The organism is Ruficoccus amylovorans, from assembly GCF_014230085.1.
In the GTDB taxonomy this organism is placed as follows: Bacteria; Verrucomicrobiota; Verrucomicrobiia; order Opitutales; family Cerasicoccaceae; genus Ruficoccus; species Ruficoccus amylovorans.
The window spans coordinates 1-14,892 of the sequence record NZ_JACHVB010000035.1 but is presented as its reverse complement, the minus strand read 5'-3'; the positions used below and the strand labels follow the sequence as shown (position 1 = coordinate 14,892).

At 57.6% G+C, this 14,892-nt stretch carries 18 protein-coding genes; 17 read left to right on the top strand and 1 reads right to left on the bottom strand.

What is annotated here, in order from left to right; translation table 11 throughout:
• Window positions 1-95 precede the first annotated feature (95 nt).
• The 14 genes from H5P28_RS11585 to H5P28_RS11520 all read left to right on the top strand — a co-directional run bounded on the left by H5P28_RS11585 (window position 96) and on the right by H5P28_RS11520 (window position 10,756).
• Window positions 96-386, top strand: a complete 291-nt coding sequence (locus H5P28_RS11585; RefSeq protein ID WP_185675866.1) for a hypothetical protein — start codon at window positions 96-98, stop codon at window positions 384-386.
• The gene (locus H5P28_RS11580) at window positions 379-1,026 is read left to right on the top strand and encodes an HD domain-containing protein (RefSeq protein WP_185675865.1); all 648 of its coding nucleotides are present in this window, start codon (window positions 379-381) and stop codon (window positions 1,024-1,026) included. Before H5P28_RS11585 ends, H5P28_RS11580 begins: the two co-directional genes overlap by 8 nt.
• 1 nt (window position 1,027) lies before the next feature.
• Window positions 1,028-1,396: a hypothetical protein gene (locus H5P28_RS11575; protein ID WP_185675864.1), complete on the top strand. Its 369-nt coding sequence runs from the start codon at window positions 1,028-1,030 to the stop codon at window positions 1,394-1,396.
• Window positions 1,389-1,628 (top strand): hypothetical protein, encoded by a 240-nt coding sequence (locus H5P28_RS11570; protein WP_185675863.1) that lies wholly within the window; start codon window positions 1,389-1,391, stop codon window positions 1,626-1,628. Before H5P28_RS11575 ends, H5P28_RS11570 begins: the two co-directional genes overlap by 8 nt.
• Window positions 1,621-2,115, top strand: a complete 495-nt coding sequence (locus H5P28_RS11565) for a DUF1643 domain-containing protein (protein ID WP_185675862.1) — start codon at window positions 1,621-1,623, stop codon at window positions 2,113-2,115. The genes H5P28_RS11570 and H5P28_RS11565 overlap by 8 nt, the downstream gene beginning before the upstream one ends.
• Before the next feature lie 3 nt (window positions 2,116-2,118).
• Window positions 2,119-4,050 carry a DNA cytosine methyltransferase gene (locus tag H5P28_RS11560; protein ID WP_185675861.1) on the top strand — a complete coding sequence of 644 codons (1,932 nt, stop codon included), beginning with the start codon at window positions 2,119-2,121 and terminating at the stop codon, window positions 4,048-4,050.
• A 184-nt stretch (window positions 4,051-4,234) separates the two neighbouring features.
• Window positions 4,235-4,714 carry an XF1762 family protein gene (locus tag H5P28_RS11555; RefSeq protein ID WP_185675860.1) on the top strand — a complete coding sequence of 160 codons (480 nt, stop codon included), beginning with the start codon at window positions 4,235-4,237 and terminating at the stop codon, window positions 4,712-4,714.
• Window positions 4,711-5,751: a DNA-methyltransferase gene (locus tag H5P28_RS11550; RefSeq protein WP_185675859.1), complete on the top strand. Its 1,041-nt coding sequence runs from the start codon at window positions 4,711-4,713 to the stop codon at window positions 5,749-5,751. Before H5P28_RS11555 ends, H5P28_RS11550 begins: the two co-directional genes overlap by 4 nt.
• Before the next feature lie 73 nt (window positions 5,752-5,824).
• Entirely contained in the window at window positions 5,825-6,118 is a 294-nt protein-coding gene (locus tag H5P28_RS11545) for a helix-turn-helix domain-containing protein (protein WP_185675858.1), read from the top strand.
• Window positions 6,118-7,479, top strand: a complete 1,362-nt coding sequence (locus H5P28_RS11540; protein ID WP_185675857.1) for a replicative DNA helicase — start codon at window positions 6,118-6,120, stop codon at window positions 7,477-7,479. Before H5P28_RS11545 ends, H5P28_RS11540 begins: the two co-directional genes overlap by 1 nt.
• Window positions 7,480-7,527: 48 nt before the next feature.
• Window positions 7,528-7,887, top strand: a complete 360-nt coding sequence (locus tag H5P28_RS11535; protein ID WP_185675856.1) for a DUF3127 domain-containing protein — start codon at window positions 7,528-7,530, stop codon at window positions 7,885-7,887.
• A gap of 3 nt (window positions 7,888-7,890) precedes the next feature.
• A complete protein-coding gene (locus H5P28_RS11530; RefSeq protein WP_185675855.1) occupies window positions 7,891-9,132 on the top strand; it encodes a hypothetical protein in 1,242 nt (413 codons plus the stop codon).
• Between the two features lie 95 nt (window positions 9,133-9,227).
• A complete protein-coding gene (locus H5P28_RS11525) occupies window positions 9,228-9,686 on the top strand; it encodes a hypothetical protein (RefSeq protein WP_185675854.1) in 459 nt (152 codons plus the stop codon).
• 146 nt (window positions 9,687-9,832) lie between these two features.
• The gene (locus tag H5P28_RS11520) at window positions 9,833-10,756 is read left to right on the top strand and encodes a hypothetical protein (RefSeq protein ID WP_185675853.1); all 924 of its coding nucleotides are present in this window, start codon (window positions 9,833-9,835) and stop codon (window positions 10,754-10,756) included.
• Window positions 10,757-10,958: 202 nt separating this feature from the next.
• On the opposite strand, the gene H5P28_RS11515 is transcribed toward H5P28_RS11520, so the two are convergent.
• Entirely contained in the window at window positions 10,959-12,347 is a 1,389-nt protein-coding gene (locus tag H5P28_RS11515) for a tyrosine-type recombinase/integrase (RefSeq protein WP_185675852.1), read from the bottom strand.
• A 578-nt stretch (window positions 12,348-12,925) separates the two neighbouring features.
• Here H5P28_RS11515 and H5P28_RS11510 point away from each other — a divergent pair.
• The 3 genes from H5P28_RS11510 to H5P28_RS11500 all read left to right on the top strand — a co-directional run bounded on the left by H5P28_RS11510 (window position 12,926) and on the right by H5P28_RS11500 (window position 14,842).
• Window positions 12,926-13,210 carry a hypothetical protein gene (locus tag H5P28_RS11510; RefSeq protein ID WP_185675851.1) on the top strand — a complete coding sequence of 95 codons (285 nt, stop codon included), beginning with the start codon at window positions 12,926-12,928 and terminating at the stop codon, window positions 13,208-13,210.
• A gap of 76 nt (window positions 13,211-13,286) precedes the next feature.
• Window positions 13,287-14,375, top strand: coding sequence for a hypothetical protein (locus H5P28_RS11505; protein WP_185675850.1), 1,089 nt, complete (start codon window positions 13,287-13,289; stop codon window positions 14,373-14,375).
• Between the two features lie 200 nt (window positions 14,376-14,575).
• Entirely contained in the window at window positions 14,576-14,842 is a 267-nt protein-coding gene (locus H5P28_RS11500; protein WP_185675679.1) for a hypothetical protein, read from the top strand.
• The last annotated feature ends 50 nt before the right edge of the window (window positions 14,843-14,892 follow it).

Below are 14,892 nucleotides of genomic sequence, written 5' to 3'. Positions count from 1 at the left end.
TCATCCTGTTCGCGCTCTGGTGGCTCTCTGAGTCGTCAGATTAACCCAACTGTCAAGGAATCCTTTACAACTCGAAATTTAACCAAGGCAAAATAATGAGCAAGAAATCAGGACCGTGCATGGTCATCTTTAACGATAATCAGGGGCTGTGCGACCCCTATGGGTGGGACAGAGAATGCAAAGGCGCTCTTACCTCCTACGACAAGGACACGCCTCCCGTGGTGTTTCCCAATAGGCAACAGGCACGTAAGGCCATCACAGTCAGCCGCCGCTATGCCGAGCTTCAGACGGCCCAGGGCGAACCGGCCAACACAGATTTTATCGAAGCGGTGCGGTGCATCAAGATTGTGCCGGTCGATATTGTGAAAGAGGCCGCCGGTGAATAGCCAACGCAAGGGCGATTGGATGCAGACCTGGTCCGGTATCCGCTTCTACCCGCTCGACCCGCGACCGGAGGACATCCTTATCGAGGACATTGCCCACGCGCTAGCCCACATTTGCCGCTTCGGTGGCCATGTGTGCGCGTTTTACAGTGTGGCCCAGCACTCAATCATGGTCAGCGATGCCCTGCCAGATGAGCTTGCCTTGGACGGCCTGCTTCATGACGCAACCGAGGCTTATCTCGGAGACGTGGTTCGCCCGCTCAAGCTCAGCCTGCCGCAGTACGTTGAGGCAGAGCAAAAGCTTGAGGCCATGATTGCCGAAAAGTTCGGGTTGAAATTCCCAATGCATGAGGCCGTCAAGGATGTCGATAACCGCGCCCTTTTTGCTGAACGCCGCGACCTGTTCAAGATTCATCGAGACTGGGGTTGGAGCGTTGAACCGCTTCCAAGGTTGATACTTCCATGGAGCCCCGAGGAAGCCGAACGGGAGTTCCTCGGGGCCTTTACGGCCCTGACGTGCGACCACGAATGGGAAACCATCGACGGCTCGTTTAGCCATGCCTTCGGCACCGAAAGCATCGTCTACGAGCGCTGCAAACTCTGCGGGAAAGAGCGCAGCCATGAACCCCCAACTGATGAGTGAGATGAGCGACGATAACAACAAACCAGATCTGAGGCTCCGCGCCGAAGTCGCAAAGATCGACGGGTGGGAACACCTTGGCAAGCGGCATGGATGGAAAGGTTTGACGGGGACAAAGAATAGAGGGCATCGGGCTTTAGTCCCTGCTTACGAGCTTGACCGCAACGCCATCGTCGAGGCCATAGGCCGATGGACAAAGGACAATCCGTCAAGGTTTGATGCTTTTGCTACAGCATTGGTTGGACGTAATTTAACAACAAGCCAAGCTGACGTGTCGGAGTGGATAAGTCTGTTTATTATGGCCACCGCCCGCGAGCTCTGCCTTGCGCTGGTTGCCGCAGACAAGGCCACGAAGGGAGGCAATCATGTCTGAAACGACAAACCTGCGTGCGGCCAAGCGCGACTGGAGGCGTAAGGCAACCGGCTATTTCTCCAGGAGCCTGCGCGGCGACTGTGTGATCTGCGGCTTCCGCGAAGACACGGCCATTCATTCTCGGGACTGGAAGCCCGGCCAGTTGATTGCCTTTCACGCATACACGCCTGCCCTGCCGCAATATTCAAAAACCGCCCATCGAGGCCACCAACCCAAGCGATCCCATGAATAACCCCTGCATCTTCTCCCCTGGGCGCAAATACCGCTACATGCTCAAGCATCGCTGGGACGAGCTCATGCCCGAAAACACCCTGCTATGGATCGGACTCAACCCGTCCACCGCCGACGAGAACGTACTCGATCCCACCTTGCGCCGTATCAAGGCCTTCTCCGTCCGCGAGGGCTATTCGGCCTTCATCATGTGCAACCTCTTCGCCTTTCGGGCCACGAACCCCAAGGACATGCTCGCCCAGTCTGATCCGGTCGGCCCGTGGAATGACGGCCATATCCTCGATTTTCTGGCTGCCTGTCGGGGTAAGGTCGTCGCCTGCTGGGGTACGGACGGCAATCACCACAACCGAGCAGAGATCGTCATGCGCCTGCTTCGCCTTCACAGCGCCGAGATTCTTTGCCTCGGCCGTAACCTCAACAAGACGCCCAAGCATCCGCTCTACGTAAAGGGCGATGCGCCGCTGGTGCCCTACAAGCTGGGGAAATAATTTATGGAATCTGCCAAAACATCATCATACCGAAATGGCCAGTTGCCGCTGGACCTTCACGCCGAACTGATCGTGGACAACTTCGCCGGTGGCGGGGGTGCCTCGACCGGCATCGAGATGGCATTGGGCCGCTCGCCGGACATTGCGATCAATCACGATCCTGACGCACTCGCCATGCACCGGGCCAACCATCAGGAAATCCGCCACCTGGCCGAGGATGTGTTCGCCGTCGATCCGGTCAAGGTGACGCAGGGTCGGCGCGTGGGGCTGGCGTGGTTCTCTCCCGACTGCAAGCACCACAGCAAGGCCAAGGGCGGAAAGCCGAAGGACAAGCGGATTCGCGGGCTGGCGTGGGTGGTCCTGCACTGGATTCACCGGCTGGGAGACAACAAGCCGCGCATCATCTGCCTTGAGAACGTGGAGGAGTTTCAGCAGTGGGGGCCGCTCGACCCGGACGGCAAGGCCAAGCCGGAACTGAAAGGCTTCACCTTCCGCTGTTTTGTCGGGGCCCTCCAGCGGCGCGGGTACGCGGTCGAATGGCGCGAATTGCGCGGCTGCGACTACGGGGCACCGACCATCCGCAAGCGACTGTTTCTTATCGCCCGTTGCGACGGGCAGCCGATCGTCTGGCCCGAGCCGACGCATGGCGCTCCCGACTCGCCCGAGGTGAAGGCGAAGCAGCTCAAATCGTGGCGAACGGCGGCGGAGTGTATCGACTTCTCACTACCGTGTCCGAGTATATTCGAGCGGGCCAAGCCGCTGGCGGATGCGACCTGCCGACGGATCGCGAAGGGCATTTTCCGGTACGTGGTAGATACGAAGGAGCCGTTTATCGTCAGCTACTACAATCAGCGCGGTTTTCGCGGGCAGCCTGCGGACGAACCGCTGCGGACCCAGACCTGCGAGAATCGTCACGCCATCGTCACGCCGACGCTCGTCAACACGGCGAACACGAAAACGACGGGCAGGGGCCCTAATAACTGGCCGCTGACGGAGCCGGTGCGGACGCTGACCAGTTCACCTGGATTTGCTGTGTGCGCCCCCGTCCTGACTGAGCACGCGAACGCGAGCAATGAGCGAGTCTTTGACCCGGACGCGCCGCTGCGGACTCAGTGCGCAGAGGTGAAGGGCGGGCATTTCGCGCTGGTCGAGGCCTTTCTGGCCAAACACTACGGCGGGGTGGTCGGCTCGAAGTGTGAGACGCCGCTGGGCAGCGTGACGGCAGTCGATCACCACTCGCTGGTGTCGGCTCATTTGACGAAGTTCCGCACGGGCGCGGTCGGCAGTGAATGCAAAGACCCGGTTCCCACGGTGACCGCCGGTGGTGACACGGCTCGGCCTGCCGGTAACGGGCACGCGCTGGGTGTCGTCTCGGCTAATCTCGTGCGGCACTTTGGGCAGAGCGTGGGGCAAGGGTGTGACTGTCCGGCCCCGACCGTCACCAGTGGCGGCGGCGGCAAGACGGGCGTTGTCACCTCGCAACTGGCAAAGCTTCGGGGTACGAATGTCGGGCAGGATAACCGGGAGCCACTGCACACGCTCAGCGCTCAAGGGACGCACTTTGCCGAGGTGCGGGCGTTTCTGGTCAAATACTACGGCAACGAAAAGGATGGCGTCGCGCTGAATGAACCGATGCACACGGTGACGGCGCAGGATCGGTTCGGCCTAGTGCAGATCCACGGCGAAGATTACGCCATCGTGGACATTGGCCTAAGAATGCTCCAGCCCAAGGAACTATTCGCCGCTCAGGGTTTCCCGAAGAAGTACATCTTTGAGCGCGGGCTGTACCCGGCGCTCGGCGGCAGCTTCCAGTGGCGACCGCTGACCAAGACCCAGCAGGTCCGCATGTGCGGGAACTCCGTCTGCCCGGATCTGGCCTGCGCGATTGTGAAAGCAAACGCCCCCGAGCTTTCGGTGAAGGGGGTGGCCGCGTGAGCTGGACACGGGCAACAAGAGTCACCATTGCTGGCATGGGCAAAGAGATCAAATGTCCCCGTTGTGGCACTTATGCGAACACGGCGAACGCCTTGCATACCTGTGCTGGTTGCGGGGCTCCATGGCGTGAACACAGGGGCCGTTTTGAGTTCTTGGTTGCGAATGAAATTGAAGGAGGTAAGCGGTGAGTGCTTTGTCCCTGAAGCCTATTTCTTTAAAGGAGGCAAATGCATATGTTGCAATGCGGCATAGGCACCATGGTCCGACGCAAGGGCATAAATTCTCTGTTGGCATTACCGACGGTGAGAAACTTCGGGGCGTTGCCATTGCTGGTCGCCCTGTCGCCAGAAAGCTGGATGACGGGCAGACGCTAGAGGTTACTCGTTGCTGCACTGATGGTGTTAAAAATGGCTGTTCCATGCTCTATCGGGCTGTGTGGAAAGCTGCTGTTTCAATGGGGTACAAGCGCATGGTTACCTATACTTTAGAATCAGAGCCAGGGCGCTCACTGCATGCATCTGGCTTTAAACGCATAGGTCTTTCAGGTGGTGGCGAATGGTCAAGGCCATCGCGGAAGCGAAACAAAGCCGAAAATGCTCAACCAAAAGTGCGCTGGCAGATTCAAAAACGTACATATTCCGACGAAAGCGAGGCCTCGGAATGAACCCGCTGACCATCCTAACGGGCGATAACACGCAGACGCTGCGGCAGATCCCTGATAGCTCGGTGCGCTGCGTGGTGACGAGCCCGCCGTACTGGGCTTTGAGGGACTACGGTATCCCGCCGACTGACTGGCCGGAGGTGACGTTTGTGCCGGTGGCCGGGCTGCCGCCGGTAACGATTCCGGCCATGTCGTCTTGTCTCGGCCTCGAGCAAGACCCGTGGGCCTTCGTCGGGCACATGGTTGCGGTCTTCCGTGAGGTCAAGCGTGTGTTGGCCGATGACGGCACCTGCTGGGTGAACATGGGGGACTCGTATAACACCGGCGTACTGGCGCATGCGACCCTGAGGCCCAAGGATATGGTTGGTATCCCGTGGCGAGTCGCCCAGGCCCTGCAGGCGGATGGCTGGATACTGCGGCAGGACATTATTTGGGAAAAGCCCTCGCCGATGCCGGAGAGTGTGCGGGACCGCTGCACGAAGGCGCATGAGTACCTGTTTCTGCTGGCCAAGTCACCGCGCTATTACTGGCACGCCGAAGCCATGAAAGAGCCCGTTTCCGGCGGCGCGAATCCCCGCGGCAAAGGGCTGCATCCCAAGGTTAACGGCTGGGCTACAGGAGATACCCCGCATAACGCGCTCGAGCACAATAAGCCAGGGGGCAGCTATAAGGGGTCCATTCCGGGCCGGAATGGCGGACCCGGTCAGGAGCGTAGATCCAAACGCCCGAGGCAGAATGCGTCATTTAGCGCCGCCGTGTGCGACTTGGTAGAAACGCGCAACAAGCGCTCGGTCTGGACAATTCCCTCGCAGCCGTTCCCAGAAGCCCACTTCGCCACTTACCCTGAGGCCCTGCCGCGCCTGTGCATCCTCGCCGGGACGCAACCGGGCGACACGGTACTCGATCCGTTCGGGGGGAGCGGGACAACCGGCAAGGTCGCGCTCGAACTGGGGCGCAAGGCCATCCTCTGCGAAATCAACCCCGAGTACGTCAAGATGACGGAAGCCCGGACGAACACCACTTTAGGACTAGGAATTTAAAATGAAAACTGTCTCCACTCACCCTTACCACGGAAAGGCGTTTGCCCTCATGGCAAAGGCAACCGATTCAGACATGCGAACCGTTCTGCGCATCGTGTGCCAGATGACCCATACCCGTCAGCGTGACATTTACGCCCGTGTGCGTACGCCGGATATTGCCTTGGCTCGCCAGACGGCCATGACGCTTTCGATGAAGATTGCCAAGGCTCGCCAGTTGGACGTAGCCCGGTTCTTCCGCCGCGATCCGGGCACCGTCAGCCATGCGGTGAAGGTCGTTCAGAACGTGCTCGATACCGAACCGGACTATGCCGACCTGTTTGCCCAGCTCGAAACCCTCATCCGCAACGAAATCAAGCAACCCGCTTAATGACCCCTACCCGTAAAATCCCGTATTCCATTGAGGTTGAGCAGGCGCTATTGGGCGCGGTGTTCGTCGGCGGCGAAGAGGCCATGCTCGAATGCTGCGAGGCCTGCGTTTGCTCGACCTGGTTCTACAATACCCGCCATCAGCTTGTCTTTGAGGCCATGCTTGCCCTCATCGGCAAAGGCGAGCCGATTGACGAAATCACCGTTGGGGACAAACTCAAGTCCACCGGCAACTTTGAAGCCGTCGGCGGCGACGCTACCCTGCTGGAGCTTTCCAACGCGGTCGATACCTCCAGCCACCTGCCCTACTACATCGAATCCCTCCGCAAGACATGGCTGCGCCGCCAACTCATCGAACAGGGGAACCGGCTGATCGAATCCGCCTACGATGCGACCAAAGAGCCGGAGGAGTCCCTGGGCACGATCCAGAATGCCGTCTATGCCCTTGGCGAATCCAAGGCCGAGAACCACCTCTCAGACGGGCATGATCTCGCACGCATGGCAGGCATGCAGGCAGACGTGATGCTCAAGCGCAAGGGCGAGCCGATGGGCTTATGTACCGGCCTCGACGACTTCGATAAAATGGTGGGCGGACTGTTGCCCAAGAAGACCTACATCTTTGCCGCCCGGCCCGGCATGGGAAAAAGCGCTATCGGCATTACAATAGCGCGTAACCTCGTCGTTCCCCGGCGCGGATCGGCAATTCCGGCGGGCTATCTCTCGCTCGAAATGGGTAGCGAGGAACTTTCCATGCGCCTGGCCTGCAACCTGAGCCGCGTCGATTACAACATGCTCAAGGAAGGCGATCTATCCCCCACCAAGCGCACAGACTTCAATCAGGCGTTGACCGCGATTGACCGCGCCCCGATCTACATCGACGACAGTTCATCCCTGACGCCGCTTCAGGTCCGCGCCAAGGTGCGTTCGATGAAGCACCGCTATGGGATCAAGGTCATTTTCATCGACTACCTGACGCTCATGGAGCCGACGGACAAGAAGGCTTCCCGCGAGCAGCAGGTGGCCGACATGAGCCGCCAGATGAAGGCCATGAGCAAGGAGCTCGAAATCCCCGTTGCCGTGATGTGCCAGCTCGGGCGCGATGCCCAAGGGCGTCGCCCGAAGCAGAGCGATCTTCGCGAATCCGGCTCCATTGAGCAGGATGCCGACGTGATTGCCTTTATTCACCGCGACGAGGAAGCCGAAGAATCCGAATCCATGAGGTTCGGCAAGCGCACCCTGATTATCGAGAAGCAGCGCAACGGGCCCGTGGGAGATATTCCGCTGACATTCCTCAAGCCCATGTCGCTTTTCGAGAATTACGCCCGCGAAGATGGGCCCGTGCAGGAAGAGTGCGCTTTTTAGGCAACTGATCGGGGGCGGGCCGCTGGCAGGGCTATCTTCCGTCCTGTCATGTCCTGGAAGAACACCGTCAAAGGCGTCGTCGAGCGCATCTTCGAGCCTGAAGATGTCACCGATAAATTCACCAAGCAACGGCTCTGGCTCAAGATCGGTGACAAGTATCCCCAGATCGTCGAGTTTGAGGCCGCCAACGCCAAGATCGAATGCCTCCAGGGGGTTAAGCCCGGCACGCTGGTAGAGATCGACTTTACCCTTCGCGGCCGCACCGGCCAGGGCAAATACAGCGACCGCGTCTTCAACTCGGTTTCCCTTCAGGATATTCGCCTGCTGGACGGGGTTCGCCAATCCAGCCCCCATCCTGCCCCGCAAGCTTCCCCCGGCAACGAGGAAGACGAAGACGTTCCCTTTTAAGCTATGAGCAGAACACTGGAACGCATCGGACGGCCCGACCTGAATTACGACGCAGGGACGGGCCTGCTTGCGGTTACGCGCCGCTACTCGGTCAAGGGCAAGTACACGACCGTTGACCAACTGCCGACGGCGGTAAGGGAGGACTGGGGCACGCCCGACGAGGAGCATACCGACGCGCTCCTCATCAACCAGTACCTGACTGGCACGCAGGAGAAGGACGGCGAAACGAGCGTTCTCATTCGCGTCTATCAGCAGCTTCCAGCTACCGGCTTTGTGCAGGCCGGGAAGGATCAAATCGACTACGATTTTAATGGACTGAGGCGTACCACGCGCAGCTTCATCGGTAAGACGGGTCAATCAATTTCAGATACCATTGGAACCTCTGAGTACAACGGCGACGCATTGGCCCAAATGCAGGTCAAACAGCCCAATGAGGTAGTCACAGAGATCACAAAAATATATCTGGAATCTGGCGTTCTGAGTAAGAGCGAAAGCGGAGGGCCTGATGGTTTGCCAAATACAAAGACCCACACATGGGTGGCGATTGGAGAGACGCCCAGCATGCCAGGCATTATCATTTCCAAGCGCGAAACTGATTACGAGGGATATAAGACGTTTGCCTACACGAGTGTTTCCAGGCTCGATGGGTCAAGCCCGGTAGGAGTTCTTGACGAATGGGAAGACAACATAACCGTCGAGAAGCCTGGGACAATTTCGATTGGAACCTATACCGATCCAAGTAATGCGTCTAACGCCCTTGTGTTTTTAGCCAAGACGGGAAGGACCACAGGACGAGCAAAAGCAGAAATTTCGGTATCACTGACGACAGATAAAACCGTTACAGATCCTTCGACTTACGCCTATAATCTCGATTCGATTTTTGTTTCGGCACGGATTATATCTACACGTAAATCCCCTGTCGGCATGGAGCAGGGCGAAAGCCTTTCGATTGCCGTTTATAATCTAAGGCCGCAAGTCGATACCCCCGAATTCAGGGGTTACTACTATACGGGTGATGCCTCAAAAACTGAAACCTGGGTAAACCCAGCGACTATCGTTCGCGATGACGACAGCATTGTCGGTGAGACGCTGGATGAAACCCTGACTACCGCAATCGAGCTAAGTGGCGCGTCGTCCGGTCCAGCCGTAACTGGTATTTTTGACGAGCAAGTAGACCCTGTTTTCAAGGGTATGGATGGGACTCAATACTTTCGGAAAGTCACGTACACGATACCGGCATCATGATAGATAAGCGTCAGATCGGCGATGGGGATATTCAAAATGCTTCCTTGGATGAGTTCGAGATACCCCCTCTTCCAAGTGGCCCGCGTTCCAATGGATTGCCTGAGCGAGATGACCGGCTAGAGACATACCACTGGGAAGCCCCCGAGCCTCCGGACCTTCCCCGTTTTTCGGGAGCATCCGCAGGGAGCGCTTGGCCACTGAAAGCCGTCAGGTACGACAGCGGCACAGTCAAGGTCCACTACGGAACTGCCGCAGGCGAAGATGTCAGCATGGGCGGCTCTTACCTGACACCGAACCTCGATGACTCTCCGGGGATGTCGGTTGGCTCAAGCGGCAGGCTCTATCTTGATGTGGAGTTCAACAGCAGTGATGAGGTCGTATCGGCCTCAATCAAATGGACAAGCGGCTCTACGCCAGCAAGCACGAGCACGCATGCCTACCGCACGCTCGCCACGGTGTCCGTCGTCAGTGGTACCCTCACGGTCGCACCGGCACTGTCCGGTTCTCAGGAGGTCGTGAAGTGCGGAGAGACTTATACATGGGGAACTGTCTGATGAGTACAGCCGCAATCAGCGTTTTAAGGTGCGGGACCGCCGCTAAAGTATCCAGTCTTGCCGGTGTCGTCTCGGCGCTCAACGGGGGAGCTAGGCCCTCTCAAGACGGACTATCTAGATTCCGCCATATCTGTACGCTTCCCGCCTTGGAGGTGAGCTGGGATTACGCATCGGCGGTTCTCTCTTTGCCCGGGTATTCCTTTGGCCTTAGAGTCCCAAGCGTGGCAGATGAGACGGATGTTGCCCGGTTCTTCAGGGCTGCCAGCATCAGCGATTTTGTGGCTCCGGACGATCGCGACGGCATGTGTGATCTGGAAGAATACTCATGGACATATTATACAGCCTATCGAAATATTCATGCTGATTACAGTTCGTCAAATTTCAGCTCAGAAATTCGTAACTATTCGATTGGAAGACTCGTTTGGGACATCGATGCCCAGGAGTGCGTAGAATCAAACTACGACACGCCATGGACCTCACGCGGCTTCCCGGTAAGCGTGTCATCTGCTCTTGGCAGTTCTACCTTCCCTGATGCCACTCATACAAGTCGTGAAGTATGGTTCATTGAATACGTTGGGAAGCCAGACGTACACGTGACGGTTGTGCTTAGCGACGAGGTCACAGAATCCGATGCCATTAGCGACTGGTCTCCATCCACCAGTACCCTGTCGTCATCTTCCATCGGTACGATTCGTGAGTTTGAAGACGGCACGTTCGACATTCCCACCAGCAGTTCCCTTTTCCCTTCAGTACCATCTACCGTTTACGAAGCCCGCGCCGGTTTTATCTCCAACTTTTCGTATGCGTCCTGCTCGTTCTGGGCCAAAGCCAAGAACCTACGCAAAGGGGCTGACTACCGGGCCACCCTGCTGATTGCCAAGCGTGAAGCTCTACGGAGTTATTCTACGGGCTCGTTCCGCGGAAATTGGAGCGTCCACGCGACTCCGACCTATACCTTTACGGCGACCGATACTGAGCATGACGTGATTACGGAAGCATCCTCCTACAATCTCCCTATTACACGCGGTTGGGAATACCGTTTGATTTGGGCCGGAGTGGAAAAGCTGTGAATGACCCAGCCCCAATAGAATCGCCCATGGACTCCCCCGCCTGGCGGGAGCACTTGAAGCGCCGAGAAGTTTCCAATATATCGGCAAAACCGCCACGCCATCACACGGACGGAGATTCTGTTTTTCTCATCGCATTACTACCGGGCGACCGCGGGTATCCGGTCGTCAGTAAGCGCCCATGCCGATGCAAGCGCAAAGGCCATTAAGCCGCCCCACCATTGCCAACTTCTTCCTTATTTTCCCTGGACTTCGCGTGCTCATCGCCCGTTTCCCACCACCACAGCAGGCTCTTGGGCATCTCCTGATCAGCGTAATGCTTGTTGAGCGTGTCGAGGTCTTTCCATCCCCCCTGTTTCTGCGCGGCCAGCATGCCGTCAATGGGTATCTTTGATTGCGTCCAGATCTTGCGCAACTCGTGAATCGGCTTGCGCCGGTCGATCCCGATCGAGCGCAACCATTCGATCAGCCTCCCGAACACCTCACCATTGGGGTTCTCGTCTCCGTCCAGACGCTCGGTCACGGCTCCCTCGATGATATACCCGTCGGCCTCGGTCCGTACCTCGTGCAGCCATTGATAGACATGGCGCTTGATGACCACCTCCCGGGCATGGGCCCATTTCGGGATGAACTTGCGGTCGAGCGTCAGGCGGAAACGGATTTCGTCGCCCACCTGGAACCACGGCCATTGAGCATGCGCAATCTCCTTGCGCCGTAAGCCGAAGTGACAGGCCAGGATGAGCGCCCGCCAGGCGTTCAGGTCGGTCTTCTTGAGCGCTTCAGCCCCCCGGACGATCTTCTCAATGTCGGCGATGGGGAGCATTTCATAGAAGCGGTTCACCCGCATCTGCTTGGCCTTCAGGAAATCCCATTCGGCCCGCTCTGGCAGCGTCAGGCCGATCTGCTGGTAGTATTCCCAAGGCGTCTCCCCGAAGACCGACTGCACACTGCGCAGGTAGGTATTTGCGGTTGTCTTCTTGCTGTTGAGTTCTTCCTCATCCTCGGCCTCTTCAATAAATTGGTCTTGAACCGCATGGACCATCGCGAGCGTCAGCTTGTTCACGGGCAGCTTGAACTGCTCGGTGTAATCGATCTTGTGGCCAGACAGGTTCTCAAACTTCTTTCCGGATACCGCAGCCATCCCGCGGCGCAGGAACCCCAACAGGCTGGTACGATAGCCCTTGGCGGTATATTCGCTGACACCCCAACGCCGGTGTTTCTTTCCGAATGCCTCCAGTACTTCCTCGATGGTGGCGTACTTCGGGCGAGCCTTGACGACCTGCTCATCCTTCCTGTCCCCGGCGTAGAAGTGATTGACGACATCCGCCAGCGTTCGGTTCTTGTCCTGAACGAAGACGTAAATCTGCTCTGCCCTGGTGGCGGCCGCCCGCTGGTCCGAGTAAAGCCCGTCCCTCGGCTTCTCGTTAGGCTTTCTCGTCAGGCCCGTTCCGACCACAAACGGCTTTCGCTGGCGTCCCATGTTGACCATGTAGTACCAGTTCGGTGAAAATTTCTTCTGGCCTTTGTAGGTGTAGCTCTGCAAATAGACCCGAAGCCCGAATTTCGGGGTGCGAAAATCTGTTTCTCCATCCATAACGCTTGAAAATCCTATGCACTCCTTATGCAAATAATGCAAGGTGTTATTTTCTGCCTATTACGTGGAATGCCGATAAATAAAGGCATCAACCTTTTGCAAACACCCTATATCTGGCATCCCCCAAGCCTACGGATCAGGAGGTTAGGGGTTCGACTCCCTTCGGGTGTGCCATTTGAGTTTAAGCCGATTCCGCTTGGTTATTAGGGCCGCGAACGGAAGCGCCCGAAAAGGGCAAGTCCAAGGAAGTCCACCCAAATATGGGTAAATCCAGAAAAACCCCCTTTATTTGGGCAACGTTTTGGACAACCTTTTTACGACCTCCATCTTTTCCGGGAAAAGTTTGGGCTTTCACGGAAGCAGAGAATCCTGACAATGTAGTCATGACTGCTTCAAAATCTCCGTCAGTCGAGGACGACATATTCGTCAGCCGGGAAATCATCATGGCGTTCTTCTCCCCTGCCCTGAAACACTGAACCTTTCATAACCGAGCAAAGAATGGTGACTTTGTAGCCTGCAAGGGGCTGAGGGGGTACTACGCCCTTAATGCCACCCGTAAGAAGCTGGGTTTACCCCTCGTGGATACCCAGGCCTACCGCAAGGAGCGGGAGGCTCGGCCCGAGGCCATGTGCTCCCGCCAGAAGGTGTTCCTTGCCCTGTCAGCGCTGATCCCCGAAATCACCTTGATCTTTGAGTCTGATGAATTGCCAGAAACCCTCTCTCAGTCAGAAATGCAGGAAATCGTCAAGTACGTCGCCGCCTACCAGCAAGCCCTTGAGGAAGATCATATCACCGAACCCACAGCACGTCTGGCCTTTGCCAGGGGCGTGCTTGAAGCTGAGGGAGGTTCAAGCACCCAATAAGGCCTGACCAACTATTTCGTACCAGCATTTTGCCACCGCTCTATACCAATAAAGAATTTCCTACAATATTATAGCAATGGTCCCCGATACTGTTCACTTTGATCAGGCCCGCTCCATCCTTAAGAACCCGGACTGCCTCCGGTGGACCATCACCGAGTCTCGGCCTTTTGGAGAAACCAGCCCTGCGGCCCTCCCCTCCCTTGAGGCCAGGCACAAAAAAATCCAGCACTTGAAGATGCGCGGGAGTCGGGGGAGCTTCCAAACCGTGTACGTTCCGAGCCTGCCCGCACTGATTCGGGGCCATAACGCCGCCACCCTGCACGGAACGAGAGAGATTCGTCAGGCCTACGAAGTCCTTGACCGAATCCTGCGGGAAGTGTCCGTCCCACAGAGCCGGATCACGGCTTACCGGCGACTGGACGTGGGCTTTCAATTTGAAGGAGATTTTTCCCAGTACCTCTCCGTTCTGCGGGGCTACAAACTCCCCCATGCCCAGAAAGCCCCCTCGATCAAAGAGGAAGAGTCTATCCGTTTCGAACGTAACGGGCTCCAAATCGAGTTCTATGACAAGGCGGCCCAGTTGCGTCGCAAAAGATTCTCGACTCATCCGGAGGACCGGGTCATCCGCTGCGAGGTCCGCTTCATGACCAAGGCGATCATCGAAAAATACTTTGATGACAGACTACTGCAGCAGGGCCCTCTTTTCACTGTCTTGCATCCGGCAGTCTGCAAGGTTTTCGACGAGTGCTTCCCCCTCACAGCCCCCTTCACTCAACCCCAAAACCTGTACGAGTTCCTCGCTCTGGCCTCCGAGAGGGACCGCTCATTGATCGACCTGTACCTCTTGACCTGCCGCAATCGGGGCAGTCGCGATCGCACCAAACGAGAGGTTCGCAAAGCAGCCGGTCAACTCATCCAAGGGAGGTTGAATCTGGCCCAGTTGATCCCCGAGGACCGCCCCCCCTTCCCCTTAGACATCTACCCCTTCAAGACGAGCAGGGGTAAGAGAGGTGAAGCCAAGGCGCTCTATGATTCCTTGGTCAGACGGCTTAACCTGAAACGCCACAAAAAACCGGAAGTGGAATGCGAGTGGGGCATCTCCATGCATCCGTTTACCCCCCTTCCCGATAAAGATGAGACCGCTGCCCCGCCCAACGAGCAGTAAGCGTTCCCCTTGTGCAGAGCCTTCGGCGTCCTGCCTGTGGTGACGCGGCTGGCGAGGCGGGATCCCGGCAAAACGCCCCGTTTCCGGGTTATATATAGTTGATAGCGGAAGGTTCCGTTATCTGAGACCCGGGGCGGATCGACCGCCGCCCGGGTCTTATTGTATCTGGACCGGTCGATGAACCAGGAAAGGAGGCCCTCATGGCAATCGTACTGGAGGCCAACTATTGCAAGAAGCTCGGACTGCCGGGGTACTCGTCGCACCAGTACGGGGTGACGATCCGGGCGGAGCTGGGCGACATCAACCAGGTCCCGGAGGAGTCGGAGCGGGTGTACCGCCTGCTCCAAACCTCCGTGGACCGCGAGCTCCAACAGACCGGCTGGCTGCCGCAAGGCAGGCAGCCGGGACCCGCACCCGGGCCTGTCCAACGGAGCCGACACCTGGACCTGCTCACCCAAACAGCGTGAGCTGATCCTCAGGCTCGTAGAAGAACACAGCCTCGACCGCCGCGAGGTGG

Excerpts from the sequence above, each read along its gene's own strand:
- H5P28_RS11585 (WP_185675866.1), top strand. The coding sequence starts at position 96 with ATGAGCAAGAAATCAGGACCGTGCATGGTCATCTTTAACGATAATCAG.
- H5P28_RS11575 (WP_185675864.1), top strand. The coding sequence starts at position 1,028 with ATGAGCGACGATAACAACAAACCAGATCTGAGGCTCCGCGCCGAAGTC.
- H5P28_RS11570 (WP_185675863.1), top strand. The coding sequence starts at position 1,389 with ATGTCTGAAACGACAAACCTGCGTGCGGCCAAGCGCGACTGGAGGCGT.
- H5P28_RS11565 (WP_185675862.1), top strand. The coding sequence starts at position 1,621 with ATGAATAACCCCTGCATCTTCTCCCCTGGGCGCAAATACCGCTACATG.
- H5P28_RS11560 (WP_185675861.1), top strand. The coding sequence starts at position 2,119 with ATGGAATCTGCCAAAACATCATCATACCGAAATGGCCAGTTGCCGCTG.
- H5P28_RS11550 (WP_185675859.1), top strand. The coding sequence starts at position 4,711 with ATGAACCCGCTGACCATCCTAACGGGCGATAACACGCAGACGCTGCGG.
- H5P28_RS11545 (WP_185675858.1), top strand. The coding sequence starts at position 5,825 with ATGCGAACCGTTCTGCGCATCGTGTGCCAGATGACCCATACCCGTCAG.
- H5P28_RS11540 (WP_185675857.1), top strand. The coding sequence starts at position 6,118 with ATGACCCCTACCCGTAAAATCCCGTATTCCATTGAGGTTGAGCAGGCG.
- H5P28_RS11535 (WP_185675856.1), top strand. The coding sequence starts at position 7,528 with ATGTCCTGGAAGAACACCGTCAAAGGCGTCGTCGAGCGCATCTTCGAG.
- H5P28_RS11530 (WP_185675855.1), top strand. The coding sequence starts at position 7,891 with ATGAGCAGAACACTGGAACGCATCGGACGGCCCGACCTGAATTACGAC.
- H5P28_RS11515 (WP_185675852.1), bottom strand. The coding sequence starts at position 12,347 with ATGGATGGAGAAACAGATTTTCGCACCCCGAAATTCGGGCTTCGGGTC.
- H5P28_RS11505 (WP_185675850.1), top strand. The coding sequence starts at position 13,287 with ATGGTCCCCGATACTGTTCACTTTGATCAGGCCCGCTCCATCCTTAAG.
- H5P28_RS11500 (WP_185675679.1), top strand. The coding sequence starts at position 14,576 with ATGGCAATCGTACTGGAGGCCAACTATTGCAAGAAGCTCGGACTGCCG.